This window comes from Butyrivibrio sp. AE3004 (assembly GCF_000703165.1).
In the GTDB taxonomy this organism is placed as follows: domain Bacteria; phylum Bacillota; class Clostridia; order Lachnospirales; family Lachnospiraceae; genus Butyrivibrio.
Window position 1 is genome coordinate 2577983 of the sequence record NZ_JNLQ01000002.1, and the last position, 15212, is coordinate 2593194.

Annotated in this window: 12 protein-coding genes; all 12 read right to left on the minus strand. The window is 41.2% G+C overall.

Annotation, left to right across the window (positions count from 1 at the left end; translation table 11 throughout):
- Positions 1–38 precede the first annotated feature (38 nt).
- The 12 genes from BV60_RS0114135 to BV60_RS22135 all read right to left on the minus strand — a co-directional run bounded on the left by BV60_RS0114135 (position 39) and on the right by BV60_RS22135 (position 15160).
- On the minus strand, positions 39–1358 hold the full coding sequence (locus BV60_RS0114135) for an aspartate kinase (RefSeq protein ID WP_029322764.1): 1320 nt from the start codon (positions 1356–1358) through the stop codon (positions 39–41).
- A gap of 96 nt (positions 1359–1454) precedes the next feature.
- The gene (locus BV60_RS0114140) at positions 1455–2660 is read right to left on the minus strand and encodes a homoserine dehydrogenase (RefSeq protein ID WP_029322766.1); all 1206 of its coding nucleotides are present in this window, start codon (positions 2658–2660) and stop codon (positions 1455–1457) included.
- 85 nt (positions 2661–2745) lie between these two features.
- Complete coding sequence (locus BV60_RS0114145) at positions 2746–3198, minus strand: ACT domain-containing protein (RefSeq protein ID WP_029322767.1); 453 nt, start codon at positions 3196–3198, stop codon at positions 2746–2748.
- A gap of 187 nt (positions 3199–3385) precedes the next feature.
- Positions 3386–4252 carry a diaminopimelate epimerase gene (gene dapF, locus BV60_RS0114150; RefSeq protein ID WP_029322769.1) on the minus strand — a complete coding sequence of 289 codons (867 nt, stop codon included), beginning with the start codon at positions 4250–4252 and terminating at the stop codon, positions 3386–3388.
- Between the two features lie 176 nt (positions 4253–4428).
- Positions 4429–5649, minus strand: coding sequence for a hypothetical protein (locus BV60_RS0114155; protein WP_029322770.1), 1221 nt, complete (start codon positions 5647–5649; stop codon positions 4429–4431).
- A gap of 159 nt (positions 5650–5808) precedes the next feature.
- On the minus strand, positions 5809–7830 hold the full coding sequence (locus BV60_RS0114160) for an NAD(+) synthase (protein ID WP_029322772.1): 2022 nt from the start codon (positions 7828–7830) through the stop codon (positions 5809–5811).
- A 96-nt stretch (positions 7831–7926) separates the two neighbouring features.
- The gene (locus BV60_RS0114165) at positions 7927–8841 is read right to left on the minus strand and encodes a class I SAM-dependent DNA methyltransferase (protein ID WP_029322773.1); all 915 of its coding nucleotides are present in this window, start codon (positions 8839–8841) and stop codon (positions 7927–7929) included.
- 272 nt (positions 8842–9113) lie between these two features.
- Entirely contained in the window at positions 9114–9632 is a 519-nt protein-coding gene (locus tag BV60_RS0114170) for a COG2426 family protein (RefSeq protein ID WP_035777275.1), read from the minus strand.
- A gap of 169 nt (positions 9633–9801) precedes the next feature.
- The gene (hisC, locus tag BV60_RS0114175; protein ID WP_029322776.1) at positions 9802–10863 is read right to left on the minus strand and encodes a histidinol-phosphate transaminase; all 1062 of its coding nucleotides are present in this window, start codon (positions 10861–10863) and stop codon (positions 9802–9804) included.
- Positions 10864–11075: 212 nt separating this feature from the next.
- Positions 11076–12287 (minus strand): YncE family protein, encoded by a 1212-nt coding sequence (locus tag BV60_RS0114180; RefSeq protein WP_051656752.1) that lies wholly within the window; start codon positions 12285–12287, stop codon positions 11076–11078.
- A 110-nt stretch (positions 12288–12397) separates the two neighbouring features.
- A complete protein-coding gene (locus BV60_RS0114185; RefSeq protein ID WP_029322778.1) occupies positions 12398–13426 on the minus strand; it encodes a glycosyltransferase in 1029 nt (342 codons plus the stop codon).
- 141 nt (positions 13427–13567) lie between these two features.
- A complete protein-coding gene (locus BV60_RS22135; protein WP_051656753.1) occupies positions 13568–15160 on the minus strand; it encodes a CapA family protein in 1593 nt (530 codons plus the stop codon).
- Positions 15161–15212 lie beyond the last annotated feature (52 nt).

Below are 15212 nucleotides of genomic sequence, written 5' to 3' on the forward strand. Positions count from 1 at the left end.
AAAGATGAATACGCTCCGCTATGGATGCGCATTATTTATTACAGCTGTGTCATTACGAAAATATCGTATATTGCTTTGATTGCTTTTTCAAAATCCCTATTCTCAACACCGATGATGATGTTAAGCTCTGAAGATCCCTGATCGATCATTCGGCAGTTTACATTCACATGAGCAAGAGCTGAGAAGATTCTGGCTGCCGTTCCGCGCTGTCTCTTCATTCCTCGTCCAACGACTGCGATAAGCGCAAGGTCTGATTCAATCTCAAGAAGATCAGGTTTCGCAAGTCTGTGGATTTCGGAAACAACTGCCTGTTCCTTATCTATGAAATCGTCCTGGGCTACAAATACTGTCATTGTGTCGATTCCTGAAGGAACATGCTCAATTGAAATGTTCTGATCTTCGAATGCCTGAAGAACCTTTCTTACAAATCCAACCTCTGAGTTCATCATATCCTTAAGGATATTTACGCAGCAAAATCCTTTTTTACCTGCAACACCAGTGATCGTGTACTTGGACTTCTTTGCTGTTGACTCAACAATCCAGGTACCACTGTCTTCAGGTCTGTTTGTATTTCTGATATTGATCGGAATTCCTTCTTTTCTTACAGGGAAAATAGCATCCTCATGCAGAACTGACGCTCCCATATATGCAAGCTCTCGAAGCTCTGTGTATGTGATTGTCTCAATAGGAGCAGGTCTGTCGATAATTCTCGGATCAGCTACAAGGAAGCCGGATACATCTGTCCAGTTTTCATAAACATCCGCATGTATTGCTCTTGCAATAATTGAACCTGTTATATCGGAACCGCCTCTTGAAAAGGTCTTGATTCTTCCATCTTCATATGCTCCGTAGAAACCGGAGATAACTGCATTTTCAACTCCCAAAAGGCGCTTAGCCACTCTGCGGTTTGTGATCTCGGCATCGAAGCTTCCGTCTTCATCAAAAAGAACAACTTCTGCAGGATCTATATACTCAAATCCAAGGTACTGAGCCATGATCTTACCGTTGAGATACTCTCCTCTTGAAGCAGCATAATCGCTTCCTGCCTTGGCCTTGAAATTCTTCTCGATAAGCTCGAACTCTTCCTTTAAAGAAAGCTTTAATTTGAGACCCTTGATAATCTCATTAAATCTGGCTTCGATCGCGGCAAGTTCCTTAGAGAAATTCTTGCCTTTTTCAGCAAGCTCATAAGTCTGATACAGCATATCCGTAACCTTGGTGTCAAGGTTTGTTCTTTTTCCGGGAGCGGATACTACTACATATTTGCGCTCCTTATCAGCCTTTATGATTTCAGCAACCTTCTGAAACTGCTTTGCATCGGCGCATGAGCTACCACCGAATTTTACTACCTTGCTCATTTTTTCACTTCTCTCCTCGTCTTTAACACATGTTTTTATCTGATTCATACCGGTCTGTTGCCGGTACTTTAAGATCATTCTTTCTAATCAAAAATATCACAGCAATCTTAAATAACTCTTTGCTCCCTCGAGTTTTTCGAACTTATCTTTAAAATCAATCTCCTTCATTTCGGGAGTAATAAATGCAAACTCACCGGACACCTTTGATGTTTCGATAACCTTTATATCACCAAAAAGTTCTTTTGCACTTCCTTCGCCTGATGCATCGCATCTTACGAAGAAGCTTCTGACATCATCATTTATTGAAGCCACTTCAGCGGGAACATTTCTGAGGTTCCAGTCAACATGTTTACCTTTGTTTCTCACAATATCGATAACATCTGCCACTACTGCTGAAGCTGTGGCTTTTTTACCCGCTCCCTTACCGTAGTACATTACATCGCCCAGCATGTTACCGTGAACATCAATGGCATTGAATACACCGTTTACTGTTGAAAGGGAATTGTCAAAAGGAATGAGGAAAGGAGCAACCATAGCGAAGAACTTCCCGTCCTCTCTCTTACAGCTTCCCAGAAGCTTGATTGCCATCTTCATCTCTCTGGCATATTCGAAGTCCTCACCTGTAATCTTTGTAATTCCTTCTGTGTAAATATCTTCATACTTAACGAACTGACCACTCATTATGGAAGCAAGAATAGCTGTTTTTCTGCAGGCATCATGTCCCTCGATATCAGCCTCAGGATTTCTCTCAGCATAGCCCTTGTCCTGCGCAACCTTAAGGACGCTGTCAAAATCTGCTCCTTCCTGATCCATTTTGGTCAGGATATAGTTAGTTGTTCCGTTCAGGATACCTGTTATGGAATCAACCTTCTCATGTCTTATTGAATCATTCATTGAACGAAGCACCGGTATTCCGCCGCCTACGCTTGCTTCAAAAAGGTAGCTTACGTTGTTCTTCTTTGCAAGTTCAACAAGCTCAGGTCCGTGTGCAGCCACGAGCTCTTTATTGGAAGTGCATACACTTTTTCCGCTCTCAAGAGCTCTTTTTTCAAATGTAAAAGCAGGCTCAATTCCTCCCATGGTCTCACAGACAACTTCTACCTCGGGGTCGTTTACGATTACGTCAAAATCGTGTACAACCTGGCTTTCATGCTTATCTCCGGGAAAATCACGAAGATCCAGTATATATTTAATCTCTATTTTTTCTCCGGCGCTATCCTCGACACAGGAACCGTTCACATCCAGAACCTCCGCAACACCGCTTCCGACAGTGCCGTAACCCAATACTGCAATCTTTGTCATTTTGACTTCCTCCTAATAGATAATTTTTTCATCCTCTTGCAAAATAAATATATCAGCTAAAAACACATCAAGTGATCTGCACATTTTATACTTCGGCACTTCTGCCTATAATCTGAACATTATGTACTCGGGGCGCGGACTGCAATCTGCCGATCATATCCGCCATGTCGCTTGTCGTGGGTAAAACCTGTATACCAACTGACAAAGCCGCCACTCCGTTATAAGGTATTGCCTGATGAACAGTCAGAATATTGGCGCCGCATCCGGAAATAATCCTAAGCACATCGGATAACACACCAAGCTCGTCATCCATCTGTAAATTCAGTGTAAGAGTGGTTCCCTGCAGGCTGTCATGAAATTCATATATATCGTCCTTGTATTTATAAAAGGAGCTCCTGCTTATGCCCAGCCGCTCAGCTGCTTCATTTACTGTCTTGCATTTACCGGTATCTATCAATTTCTTAGCCTCTAATACCTTTAGCAAAACATCAGGCACAGCCTGCTTCTTCAGCACATAATATGCTGTTTCTTCTTTCATAATAAGTTCCTCTTCGAAACAATGTGTAATATGTCTCGCGAACATTTACGTTGTTATGTTTTTGTAGCACGGACATTTGTGCGTCCTTGAACGATATTATCACATAACATTTTTCAATGCAAGCACTTTAGCGAATTAAATTCCTAAATTTTCAAAGAAAGAATTAGTTCCAAAAAAAGGAGATGCATTAAACATCTCCTTCAAATACCGTTGTTGCAGGGCCGGTCATATAAACTACGTTTTCTTCCCTGTCCCATTTACATTTTATTTCTCCGCCCCTTACATGGACAGTAATATTGTCGGAAGTGTGGTCGTTAAGAACGCATGCCACTACCGTTGCACAGCATCCTGTTCCGCAGGCAAGCGTTTCACCGGTTCCTCTCTCCCATACACGCATGTGCACATTTTCCCTGTCATCAATAGATACAAATTCCGTATTAATTCCTTTTGGGAAAAATGCATGATGCTCGAATCTTGGTCCTATCTTCTCAAGATTCAAGGCATCTATATCCTCTCCTCTGTTCAGAAAGACAACCGCATGAGGATTACCCATGGATACGCAGGTTACAGTGTACTCCTTGTCCATAACCTTTATAGGATAATTGACAACTTCCTTTTTAGCCATTGCTCTCTCATCGGGGAGCTTTACAGGAATTCCGGCAGGTGTAAGTATAGGCGCACCCATATTAACCTTTACGCTTGTTACCATACCATCTTCTGTTTTAAGATCGAGGATTCTGACTCTTCCTCCGCTTACTATGCGAAGCTTTTTCTTATCAGTAAGTCCCTTGTCATATACAAACTTGGCAACACATCTGATGCCGTTTCCGCACATTTCGGAATACGAGCCGTCAGCGTTGTACATCTCCATTTCAAAATCAGCCTCATCATCTCCGATTGTGTTTATGAAAATAACACCGTCTCCGCCAATCCCGAAGTGTCTGTCGCTGAGAAGCTTCACCAGATCCGGTTTATCTTGCTTATTCACCTTCTCTTTACTACCGTCTATGTAAATATAATCGTTACCGCAACCGTGCATTTTAGTAAAGTGCATATATTATGTCTCCCATCCCTTAAAGTCTGACAGTCAGTACTTTTACAAGCTCTCTGACCATATACATTTCGATTATACTCACATTTTTTTGCTTATGTCAAAGTAAATCCCCGGACAATTGCCCGAGGATTTACCCGCCCAAATTATTCCTCATTTCAGAAAAGCTCTTTCGAGCCTTAGCTTGTCTTTAAACCGATAATAGATCCGGACACTGATCCCGATGCTACAGTTCCGTGACACATTACGCGTCTGTCTTTATCAAATTCAAAGGTAAGTGTCATTGCAAAATCATCATCTTCTATCGTGCAGATGCCTGTTGTTTCATCATAGCTCTTCAAATCATCAGCTCCAAAATAATAGTTTTCACCAGTATCTGTCTTTGTCTTGCCACTTCCGTCCGAAAGCTCAACAGTCATGGTATAAAGGCCTACTATTTCCGCCAATGACGGAATCACCTTTTCATCGGATACGGACATATCCTGATAACTTGCATTTTCAAGCATTGCCGGAAGAATCCTCTTGAAGGTCTCGGATGCCAGATAGGGCTGCGTACATCCAAAGTAGTAAATGTGTCCGTTTGCTATCCCAAGATAGCTAAATAAGCTCATACTGCAAGGCATGTCTCCATCAGTGAAAGTAGTCTCCAAAAAGGCTCCTTTCATGCCTCCTATATTTGCTTTTTCTTTTCTGATCACATACTCCGTAGAGTTTGTATAGCGATCAATAAAAGTATCCAAGATAAAATCATCTGAAATAGATTTGTATGCATCGTCACTGATGTCATCTGCATGAATCAGAATAAAAGCAGGTGTCTGATTATCGAAATAATAATATCTGGTATTTTCATCACCTTTTTGTATAAAAGAGGAGGAACCACTGTATATCATTCCGTTATAGGTTTCTTCCTGATCAAAATCAGGTTTTCCAATCGCATAATCAAAATATGTCAGTCTGAAATTATTGTCAGTGGACTCAAGTCTGTATGCCGCTTCAATAAAATTGTTTTGAATAAAATTTACCTTAGGTAAATCAAGCTCTTCAGATACACCCGCATATTTGCCAAACACCCTGATATTTTTGCCTATAGCCTCAAGAACAAGGGCCTTAAAGTTTTCCGTACCGTCATCCCCGCAATACGCCGCCCAATTGCCCAGAGACGTCTCTACGATAATTGAATTGGTGGAAGGATCGTATTCCTTTGCTTTTCCTTCAATCCAAACCTTATTGTCTATAAGACTATCGCTTCCCGACAGATACGCATCATAGTCAGACACCCTCTCGAAACCTTGCGTGTAAATTGCATCTGCAATTGCTGCCGCATGAGCCTTCAGGGCACCCGTAAATAGCAGACAGGACATTATTATAAAAATCACTCCGGAAATAAATCTATTCTTCATAAAAAACTCCTTATATTCACTACAGGAAACTAAATCTCAATATGACAATATTTTTCATTTGAGTCATTATATCATCCGGAAACACAAAAAAATGCGTGTTACGGAAAATGTCATTGACATTTAAGGAACACGCATAGTTTTTTTAGAAACATTTCATTTTTAATTCCAAAGAGCGTAGCTGGCATCAGATGGCATTCTAAGATCTCCTCTGGGTGATACCGCAACAGATCCCACCTTTGGGCCATCCGGCAGGCAGCTCCTCTTAAACTGCTGGGTAAAGAAGCGTCTGCAGAATATATCAAGCCATTTATCAATGGTTTCATGATCGTAGTAGCTATCCGACAAGGGGCTTCCATCAGCCTTCTTGTCGCCCTCCTCAGTGAAGGTCTTATACGCTATTCTACGGATTTTTTCCTTAGGGAAGCCACAGCGCAACATATAGTACAGGAAAAAGTCATGAAGCTCATACGGGCCTACAATAGACTCTGTCTTTTGTGAAATCTTTCCGTCCGTGGGAGGTAAAAGCTCAGGACTTACAGGTGTATCAAGCACATCCAAAAGCACCTTTCCTACAAGCTCCCTAGCTTTCTTATCCTTTGCCATAGCAAAGCAGGAATCAGCATAATACTTAACAAGATGCCTTACTAAGGTTTTCGGAACACCCGCATTTACTCCGTACATTGACATATGATCGCCGTTGTAGGTTGCCCAGCCTAGTGCAAGTTCGGACAGATCTCCCGTTCCCACAACCATTCCGTTCATCTTGTTTGCAATATCCATAAGCACCTGTGTGCGCTCTCTTGCCTGACAGTTCTCATATGTAACGTCATGAGTATCCTTATCCTGTCCGATATCCCTGAAATGGATAGTAACGGCTTCCTTTATATCGACCTCTTTCAAAGTGGCTCCCAGTGCCTTTGCAAGATCACAGGCGTTCCGGTAAGTTCTGTCCGTAGTCCCAAAGCATGGCATAGTAACGGCAATTATACCGCTTCTGTCAAGGGATAAGGCATCAAAAGCCCTTGCTATAACAAGCAGTGCAAGTGTCGAATCAAGGCCTCCCGAAACACCTATAACAGCCGTTTTGCAGCCGGTGTGTTCCAATCGTTTTTTAAGTCCCATAGCCTGAATGGAAAGAATCTGTTCGCATCTCCTTGCACGCTCTTCCACAGAAGCGGGAACAAAGGGCTTTCCGGGGAATTTACGTGTAAGCTTTGTATCCTCGAACTTTATCTCACAATCAACCTCAGACATATCCTCTTTCCTGACTTTCCTTCCAAAGGTTGTTGTCTTTCTTCTCTCATGAAGAATTCTGTTTATATCGATATCAGCATAGGTTATGCCATTTTCAAAAAGCTTCTTTTCAGCAAGAACCGTTCCGTTCTCCGCTATAATATTATGACCTCCGAAAACAAGGTCCTGCGTTGATTCACCTTCACCTGCAGAGGCATAAACATAGCCGGCAATAAGTCTTGCACTTGTTGCCTGAACAAGATTTTTTCTATAACTGTCTTTTCCTACAAGGTCATTGGATGCAGAAAGATTGACAATAAGAGTCGCGCCCTGCAAGGCATAATCAGTACTCGGAGTATTTGGAACCCACAGGTCCTCGCATATCTCACATCCAATTTTCAGCCCCTTCATTATATCCGATAAATCGACAATAACTTTTCCAAATTCAAACCACCAGTCATCATCGTCATCCTCATCACATGCTGCGGGAATAAACTCATCTCCAAGGTCCTTATATGAAACAAGTTCTGTCTCATCCCCCAAGACATCTGCGCTCTCAAAATATCTCTTTTCATAAAACTCTCCATGATTCGGGATATTGGTCTTAGGTATCATGGCAGATATTTCACCATTATTGATCACCGCAGCACAGTTAAACAGCTTTCCATTGTATTCAATAGGAACTCCGACAAAAAATACACCGTCAAGTCCTTCACTGTGTTTAACAATTTTCTTAAGAGCAGCAAACGCACCGTTTAACAAGGTTTCCTGCAAAAACAGATCCTGGCAGGTATACCCTGTCACACACAGCTCCGGAAAAACCACGATCTTCGCTCCGTTTTTGACCGCCTCATCCATCTGCTCCATAATTCTGTCAGCGTTGTAAAAAGGATCCGCAACTTTAATCTTAGGTGTAGCTGCTGCCACTTTGATAAAACCATCTTTCATAATAAACTCCGTTTCTTACCATGTTTTAACAGGTATATCTTTGCAGTGTTTTCGTTAAAAGATCATACTTCACATTTCCGGATGGCACCTTTATCTTCACGCTAAAGCATCCTTACCATGCTCTCTTGCAAGCACGTATATTCTCTCGCTGTCCTCAGTAGGCTGTTCATGGGTATCTGCATCAATTGCGGTTATAAAACTCATACCCGCCTGCTCAACAAAAGCCTTCATCTCTTCCAGGGTGTATCCCCTTTGCAGATGTGTCTCTATCGATCTTTCGAACAAATCCACATAGCCTTCAGCCTCATCATTCGCAGAAGCGCTATTTTCACCGCTTCTTCGCTTTACAAACAGTGTCAGGTCATATTCATTTATATTAGTGTCCACGTCAAAGAAATTTTCCCAGATAAAGCTGCAATCCTCTCTATTCTCAGCTATGGTCACATTTCCAATTACATCCCTGTACTTATGCAGGGTATTAAAATCAAAAATGAATAAGCCTCCGGGATAAAGATAGTTGTTTACCTTCGTAAATGCTTTTCTTATCTGTTCATCCTCTATCAGATAGTTTATGCTGTCGCACACACTGACTATGGTTCCTGCAGTACAGAATAGGTCAAGCTCACACATATCCTGTTCAAGATACATGATTTCGTGGCCTGACTTTTCCATCTTGTTACGGGCTATCCCAAGCATTTCTCCTGAAAAATCGATGCCTATCATATCATAACCAAGCTCAGCCATTTCCTCGGTAAAGCTTCCCGTGCCACACCCCAGCTCCACAACAAGGTTCTGCTCCTGAAGAAGCAGTTCTTCCGTGTCATCCTCGCCGGATTCCGCGCACTGTTCCTGTTCCTCATCCAAAAGGAGCTCGTTCTCATCCTTCTTTTTATAAGGAGTAGATATCCCATAGCTTCGTATAAGCTTTGATATATACAAAGCCCAGTCGTGATACGGGGTCTCATCCATAAACTCATCATAAACTTTTGCAAAATCTGTATAGGCTTCCATATTCATCTCCTCGATAAATGTTAGCATAAATTATTTTACCACAAATAATGCATTTCGAATGCCAACAAAGATAATGCGTTCAGGAATATACAAAAAAGTGCGATCATCCCTTAATGATTTCTCATTTGGGTTTGATCGCACTAATCTATAAATACATGTTTTTATCCGGCTCATACCGATATGTTGACGGTTCCATTAACCGGTCATACTTAGCATCCCCGGATGTTACCGGACTATTTATTCGTTTTCATTTATCAAATAACCTTGTAGGCTTAGCCTGCTATACCGACAATTGCACTTGCTGTAACAAAACTCACAATTCCCATGATAGTTCCTGCAAGAGCTATACCACCTATAACGGCAAGCACACTCTTCTTGAAGTCCATGTCAAGGATACTTGCTGCGAGAGTTCCTGTCCATGCGCCTGTTCCGGGAACAGGAATTCCGACAAAGAGAAGAAGCGCAAGGTAAAGACCTCTTCCTGCCTTCTCCTGAAGCTTCATTCCACCCTTTTCACCCTTTTCAAGACAGAAGGTAAAGAAACGTCCGATTACCGGCTTATCCTTTCCCCACACAAGAAGTCTTCTTGCAAAAAAGAAGATAAAAGGCATAGGAATCATGTTTCCAATCGCAATAAGAATGTATCCCAATACAATATTAAAGCCTGTGCTGGTATTCAAAAAGCCATAAGCAAAAGGAACCGCACCTCTAAGCTCTACAAGCGGAACCATAGAAAGGAAAAAAACAAAAATGTACTGACCAATTAGTGAATTTCTAAAAAAACTAAGCATAATAAAACAGCCTCTCATAAAATATGCACACAGTATCAGTAATTACAACCTGCTCAAAATCCCTTCAAAAAGGGAATCGGTTTTCCTGATACCGAAATTTAAAACACTCCAGTGCATAATTTTATCAAAAGGCTGCCAATCCTACAAGCTTTTAAATATCGTTAACTTTTTATCCCAAATAGTCCTCCAAAAAAGATATCAGCTTATCCATCTCCTCATCCGTTCCGATGGTTATACGAAGGTAATCAGAAATCCTGTCAGTATTCCAGTGACGAACAAATATGCGTGCCTCCTTAAGCGTAAGAAACAGTTCCTCTCCTGTCACTCTCTCATGCTTTGCAAATATAAAGTTCGCCTTCGAATCCGGGAAAGTAAAGCCCAGCTCAGACAGTTCTTTTTTCACACGTTCTCTGGTTGCGATTATTTTTGCGCAGGTTTCCTTAAAATATGCATCATCCCTGATTGATTCAACTCCAAGCTCAAGTGATGGTCTGTTCATTGTATATGAATTAAAAGAGAACTTTGCGTCCTTCATATAGCCTATAAGCTTCTTTGAACCGAAAGCATAGCCGATTCGCATTCCGGCCATTGCGCGTGACTTTGAAAAAGTCTGTACTATCAGAACATTATCATATTTTTCAATAAGAGGAAGTGCACTCTCACCGCCAAAATCAATGTATGCCTCATCTATTATGCACACCGAATTGGGATTATGCCGAACAACCTCCTCTATTTTGGACACAGGCTCACATATGCCTACCGGTGCGTTGGGGTTAGCTATGATCACACCTCCGTTAGGGGTGTTTTCCTCATAGTATTCCTCAAAATTTATCTTAAAATCAGCATCAAGCGGAATCTTTTTGTACGGAACCTTGTATAGCTCGGCCCATACATCATAAAAAGAATAAGTTATATCCGGAAACAGAATCGGTTTATCTGAGTTAAAAAATGTCAGATATGCCATTGATAAAACATCATCAGATCCGACTCCCACAAAAATCTGATCTGCCGGGACCTTATAATAATCCGAAAGCGCATCAACAAGCACAGAAGCTTCGGGGTCTGGATAAAGCCTCATATCCTCATATCGCAGATTCTCTATCAGCTTACTCACTCCGGGTGCAGGCGGATACGGGCACTCATTTGTATTTAGCTTTATTATGTTTTTATCCTTAGGTTGCTCCCCGGGTACATATGGGGTTACTCTTCTGACAACTTTTTCCCAGCTCATGTTCTCTCTCCTCATCCATAATGGCATGGTTTTTGTTTGCTACTCGCAGCTTCACCTTTTGCCTTGATGCCATATAATAATACAGCGTTCTCTTTAGCACTTTACCATGATACACTACTAAAGCAATCTTTTTCAACCCCGATTTTCAAAATACTTCGATATAACTCCACATCAAGTCTATTTACCGATGAATAATCTTCTCATAATTGATTTTAGTAAACGGCCCTGACATCTGTAATTTCATCATTCAAAATCCTAAAGCTCCAGACAGAGTGTCCCGGTACTCTGTGCTCTGTCAGGTAAAAAGTATCATCTATCTTTGTAATATTGTAAGGCGTTCCACCTCCCACAAAATAATCGCTGTATATATCTTCAAATTCGCCTTTTTCAAGTCCATGAAGGTCCCTTGTCCTTATTATGGTTGCAGCATTCTGATCTCCCACTATATCTGTTGAGATTGTTATATAAAAATAGTCACCCTCCTTAATCAGAGCCACCATTCCAGCCATACTGTCCGAAACTTCGATTTTTTCCTTTATATCCAGCGTGTACTTGTCACATATAAGTATTCCTGAGGGTCTTCCGTCAGCCCCTATTCCTGAAACAAAATAAATCTCATTCCCGTCTATATAAAATGACCGGATATATGTTCCCTCAAGAGGGCTTACATCCTGTCCTCCGACTCTTCTGACTTCAGTAAGGTACATTTTGGAGGAATCCTCTTCATGTCTGAAAATGTATACCTCTCCGGTCATAGAGCTCCATACATAAAAGGCCTTATCACTTTCATCATAAACAGTGTAATGCGGTCTTTTCCCTATATCTGTAAAAATCTGTGTATTTACAAATGCCCCATCCTGTCGTTCAAAAACGAGCACCCTGTTATTTTCCGTATCATCAACAAGAAATACCTGTCCGTCAGAAGCCATTGTGTGCGGCTGCTTAGCTTCCTTTGTAAGCACCTTCCATTCTCCGAGAGGTGTATCAAGATTATCATTGTATATAATCTGATCATGATAACAATCCACAATAAACCAGGTCTCATCTACTTTGTACACATAGGTTGGAACACTAAGTGAAAACTCTGTATTGATCACTTCTGTCTGTTCTTTATCATCTTCATAATTATCTGCCTGAGCTTCGTCAGCATCATCTGATGCACTCATACTCCCATTATCCACAGTTTCGTCAGTCTGCGTATGATCAATCTCGTCAGCAGCACGTATATATCCGCTATCAGTTGACCAAGCCTTGCCTTCACTGCTTTCGCCTGCACTTTCTTTATTGCTCACAAGCTTCCGGGCATTGCCTACACTTCCTGTGCATCCCGTTATCGGCGTCAGCATCATATTTATTGTCAAAAATACAACTGCTAATTTGCGTAATTTCATTATCTTTATCATTTCATCGTCATCTTTAATCAAACAATCTCTGCCAGTATCGAAAAAAACTCACTAAGTGCTCTCCTCAAATAGAAATGGCAAGCCTTCGAAGTCATCGTATAAGCCTGCCATTTTATTCATTACTATTTCAATTACTCAAGTGTCGGGATTTCCCAGTTGTTCGCAGCATGTTCATAGTCCTCAGCCTGTTCAAGATTCCCCATCTCACGATAACACTCCGCAATCTTATGCATTGCCATGTCACCGCCTCTATGTATATCAAGGATTGGCGAAGTCTCATATGCTGCGTTGTAATACCAGATAATCGCCTCCGGCATATCCCCTTTATTTCTGTAATAATTCCCAAGCTCATAGCACATCTCACTTGAAGGAATAGTAGTCAGATCTTTTAGTGAATACTTCAAAATCTCTTCCACTTTCCCATCAATAACAGCTATATGAGCAAGTACACATGCTGCTTCCTTGATCTGATCAAGATCTCTTCCGGTATCCATAATCGATTCCTCGAAAAATTCCTTGGCCAGCATAAAATCTTCATCAGTGCCCACCATAAACAGCTCTCTGGCATACATATTATGAAGGCGTTTGCTGATATACTCACCCTCTCTGATAGCTCTCCTGAAAGCGGAAAGATCACGTTCACCATGATCCTCCGTAGGATTATGAACAATCTCAATTTCACTGTTGCAAACAGTTGAATCGAGATTGATCATCTCATGAATCGGATCATGCCATTTGTAATGTCTTACTCTTCTGAAAAGTTTGGGCCTAAGCTCCCTATCATAATTATAAACCGTATTATGACTAAGCTGATTGCAATAATACATTTGAACTACATCTATATCAAGCTCGTCAATATCCTGCTTCAGCTGTTTGAATCTCTCAATGTTTTCGGCGTCAATCGTTTCATCAGCATCCGCTGTATATATAAAATCACAGGTTGCCTGATCAAACGAATAATTTCTCGCATCCGAAAAGCTTCCCGTCCATTTGAAATCAAAAACCTTTGCTCCGTAGGACTTAGCTATTTCCACAGTCCTGTCGCTGGATCCTGTGTCGACAATTATCATCTCATCAACAAGATCCTTTAAGCAATCCAGGCATGTAGCCAACTTGTCTTCTTCATTTTTAACGATCATGCATAAACTTACTGTAATCATAGAATGCACCTCATCTGCAAACACATGCTTCATCTGAATTTAGAAAAAACACATTACAATTATCACATAATCTGCACTATCTTCTCGAAATATCGACAATTATCCACTTATATGTTACTCAAAAAATATAGGAGTGTCAATTCAATTAACATTGCCATCATCATCAATACTTACCCCTGATGACATTGCTCTCATATGATTCAGAATGGCTGTTTTTTTCTCGCCTGTAGCCTCAGAAACAGTACAACCACTCTGCATAGCAGGAATGAATTGCAATCCTGTTTTCCCATCTTTGTATATATTTACCCTGAGCAGTCCTGTCTCCAGTTCCTTTGAACTGAAAAGAAAATTGCCAAGGCTGTAAACCACCGGTACTCCGTTAACATATCCTATCTTCTGCAAAATATGGGGATGCGCTCCCACAATCAGATCTGCTCCCGCATCCGCAATCTCAGGTGCCTGCTTTTGTTGCCACCAGTCGATTTCTTCCTTACTTTCAGTCCCCCAATGTATGCAAACTATCACGTATGCTCCTTTACTCTTTGCCTCTTTAATTCTGCTTACAAGCTTCGTAATATCCAGGCATCTGAATACTCCGGGGCTGGAATCGGTTGCTCCCTTTGTATCAGGATTATCTAATCTTTCAATCTCGGTAGCTGCAATTATTGCAATTTTAATGCCGTTGTCGGCATTATAGTATACCGGACGTGAAGCCTCATCCAGATTAGCACCTGCCCCTATTCTGGCAACTCCGACATTATCAAGAGTAGTAAGTGTATCAAGAAGGGCTGTCTGCCCGTAATCATATGCATGGTTGTTTGCAAGAGTGGCTACATCTACGCCCATCTGATTCAGCAACACTGCCGATGAAGGTTCTGCCCTAAAGGTAAATGTTTTCCCTTCAGTAGGTGTTCCGCCATAAGAGTATGGAAACTCATTATTTACGACCATGATATCAGCATTTCTCATATACGAGAGAAGACTGCCTCCAATAACTCCGTCTATTCCACCTCCATTTTGTCTTATCTTGTTCATGATGGCATAACCCGGATCAAATAATATATCTCCGGCAAATGCCAATGAAACATATTCAGAATTTGCAGGAGTAATCGAATACTCCCAGTTACCTCCGGAAATAGCCGTTTCTCCTGATGATTCATTAATCTCAGAAGCTGCAACATCATTCTGATCAGAACCGTCATTATTCAGATCCTGATTATCACCCTGGTTTAAGTCCTCAGATTCGGAGCCATTTACCTCTCCGTCACTTCTATCAGCTTTGGATTCTCCATCCTTGTTGTCTGCTTTTGCTATATCAGCATCGTCATTTGATAGGTCAGTCCCATCCGCAGTATTTTTATGTGATAATCCTAAATCTGTGGTTGATTTACCACCTAACTCATCTGCATCAATTTTCGTAGCCCCGGGAACTCTTGAAGAATTACCTGTAGTTTCATTAGCAGATCTGGAAATCTCAGCATTGTCCGCCGAATCTCCAACTATATTTCCTAACAAGGGAAGTCTTGTAATCTTTGTTTCCTCTACTGACTGCGTATCATATCCATCATCACTTAATATATCCAGGTTCTTCTTTTTTCCAATAGATAAAAGAACAGTTCCACCAATTGTAATTGTCAGCAGAAATGCAATTATTGATGCAATGATTGCACCATTTACTCCTGTATGTATCCCCCTCTTTTTTTTCCGTTCATCTTTTTTCATATCTTTTTTCATAATAGCACAACAGAGTTAACCACTCTCTGTTTCATCTCCCAGTAAATAGCAT

What these genes read in the sequence shown, in the direction of transcription:
- BV60_RS0114140 (WP_029322766.1), bottom strand. Translation starts at nt 2,660, where the DNA reads ATGACAAAGATTGCAGTATTGGGTTACGGCACTGTCGGAAGCGGTGTT.
- dapF (WP_029322769.1), bottom strand. Translation starts at nt 4,252, where the DNA reads ATGCACTTTACTAAAATGCACGGTTGCGGTAACGATTATATTTACATA.
- BV60_RS0114145 (WP_029322767.1), bottom strand. Translation starts at nt 3,198, where the DNA reads ATGAAAGAAGAAACAGCATATTATGTGCTGAAGAAGCAGGCTGTGCCT.
- BV60_RS0114155 (WP_029322770.1), bottom strand. Translation starts at nt 5,649, where the DNA reads ATGAAGAATAGATTTATTTCCGGAGTGATTTTTATAATAATGTCCTGT.
- BV60_RS0114185 (WP_029322778.1), bottom strand. Translation starts at nt 13,426, where the DNA reads ATGATTACAGTAAGTTTATGCATGATCGTTAAAAATGAAGAAGACAAG.
- hisC (WP_029322776.1), bottom strand. Translation starts at nt 10,863, where the DNA reads ATGAGCTGGGAAAAAGTTGTCAGAAGAGTAACCCCATATGTACCCGGG.
- BV60_RS0114135 (WP_029322764.1), bottom strand. Translation starts at nt 1,358, where the DNA reads ATGAGCAAGGTAGTAAAATTCGGTGGTAGCTCATGCGCCGATGCAAAG.
- BV60_RS0114165 (WP_029322773.1), bottom strand. Translation starts at nt 8,841, where the DNA reads ATGGAAGCCTATACAGATTTTGCAAAAGTTTATGATGAGTTTATGGAT.
- BV60_RS0114170 (WP_035777275.1), bottom strand. Translation starts at nt 9,632, where the DNA reads ATGCTTAGTTTTTTTAGAAATTCACTAATTGGTCAGTACATTTTTGTT.
- BV60_RS22135 (WP_051656753.1), bottom strand. Translation starts at nt 15,160, where the DNA reads ATGAAAAAAGATATGAAAAAAGATGAACGGAAAAAAAAGAGGGGGATA.
- BV60_RS0114160 (WP_029322772.1), bottom strand. Translation starts at nt 7,830, where the DNA reads ATGAAAGATGGTTTTATCAAAGTGGCAGCAGCTACACCTAAGATTAAA.